Raw genomic sequence first — 1,098 nt, 5'->3', positions numbered from 1 at the left:
GTCCAGTAAGCTTAGCGTTATTATGTGTCTCCAATTCCTTCCAAATGGCTCTATTCAAGTCTCTGAGATTATGGAACACCTGCCGGTTAATAACCGGATATATGCGCTGATAAAGGATTTTTACAGCTCCTTCGGCTAATGATTTATCCCTTGGCTTATAAGCCCTGGCAGGTAAGATGGTTGTATCATAATGCTCTGCAAAATCCTGAAAGGTTTCATTGAGCTTCGGTTCATAACGGTGACTCTTGGTTACCGCAGACTTTAAGTTATCTGGCACGATGGCAGCCGGAACTCCATTGAAGAAGTGCAGTGCATTTTCTACCGATGTGATAAAATCCTCTTTCTTTTGGCTCATCGATGCCTCGGCATAGGTGTATTGACTGGCGCCTAAAATCGCCACAAAAAACTGCACCTGTTTAACTTCACCGCTATTGAGATTAACTACCTCAAGCGTTTTGCCTGCATAGTCAATAAACATCTTATCGCCCGACTTGTGGTTCATGTGCATCACTGGATTGACATTCTTGCTCCAGCGCCGGTAATATAAACCAAATTGGCTCGATTTAAAGCCGTCAGGGTGTTTAGCGATGTACTCCCTCCACATGTGCTGCCGAGTAACACCAGTCTTCTTTAGCTGACGCTCTACATATGGAAAGAACTTGTAAAGAGCCTGTTGTTTTGGCGTTAAAACCTCCTGCTGATTATGGCTAAACAGCTGCTCAAGCTCGCTATCACTCTTTTCTTTTAGGTCATTGATGCTCATTTTAAGCACCGAATACAAGGCGATGTACTTCTTAACCGTATTGCGCGACAACGACAAATAGCGGCTGATAAAAGACTTGCTTTTACCCTGATGATGTAGATTTAATACTTTTCTTACTTTACTCATGTCTGTTAGTGTATTAGCCATAGATTTTAGCATTTGATTAAATGCATCAATTTACGGCTTCAACAGCATGAAAAAGTCTTTGATTTTACCTGGTCAATTTGCTCCGTTACAGCCTGGTCACTTTGGAGCGTCAAAGGGTGGTCAATTTCGTTCGTTAGACCTGGTCAATTTAAATCGTTAAGAGGTGGTCAACTTCAGCGTTTTTTCCA

Annotated in this window: 1 protein-coding gene; it reads right to left on the bottom strand. The window is 42.2% G+C overall.

Annotation, left to right across the window (positions count from 1 at the left end; translation table 11 throughout):
* A partial coding sequence (gene istA / locus J1N10_RS20925; RefSeq protein WP_262328672.1) for an IS21 family transposase occupies positions 1-910 on the bottom strand: 910 nt, incomplete at its 3' end.
* Between the last annotated feature and the right edge of the window lie 188 nt (positions 911-1,098).

The sequence above is a fragment of the Carboxylicivirga litoralis genome, from assembly GCF_025499605.1.
GTDB classification, from domain to species: Bacteria; Bacteroidota; Bacteroidia; order Bacteroidales; family Marinilabiliaceae; genus Carboxylicivirga; species Carboxylicivirga litoralis.
Note: the sequence above shows the minus strand (reverse complement) of the source record. Positions and strands in the feature narration are given on the sequence as shown.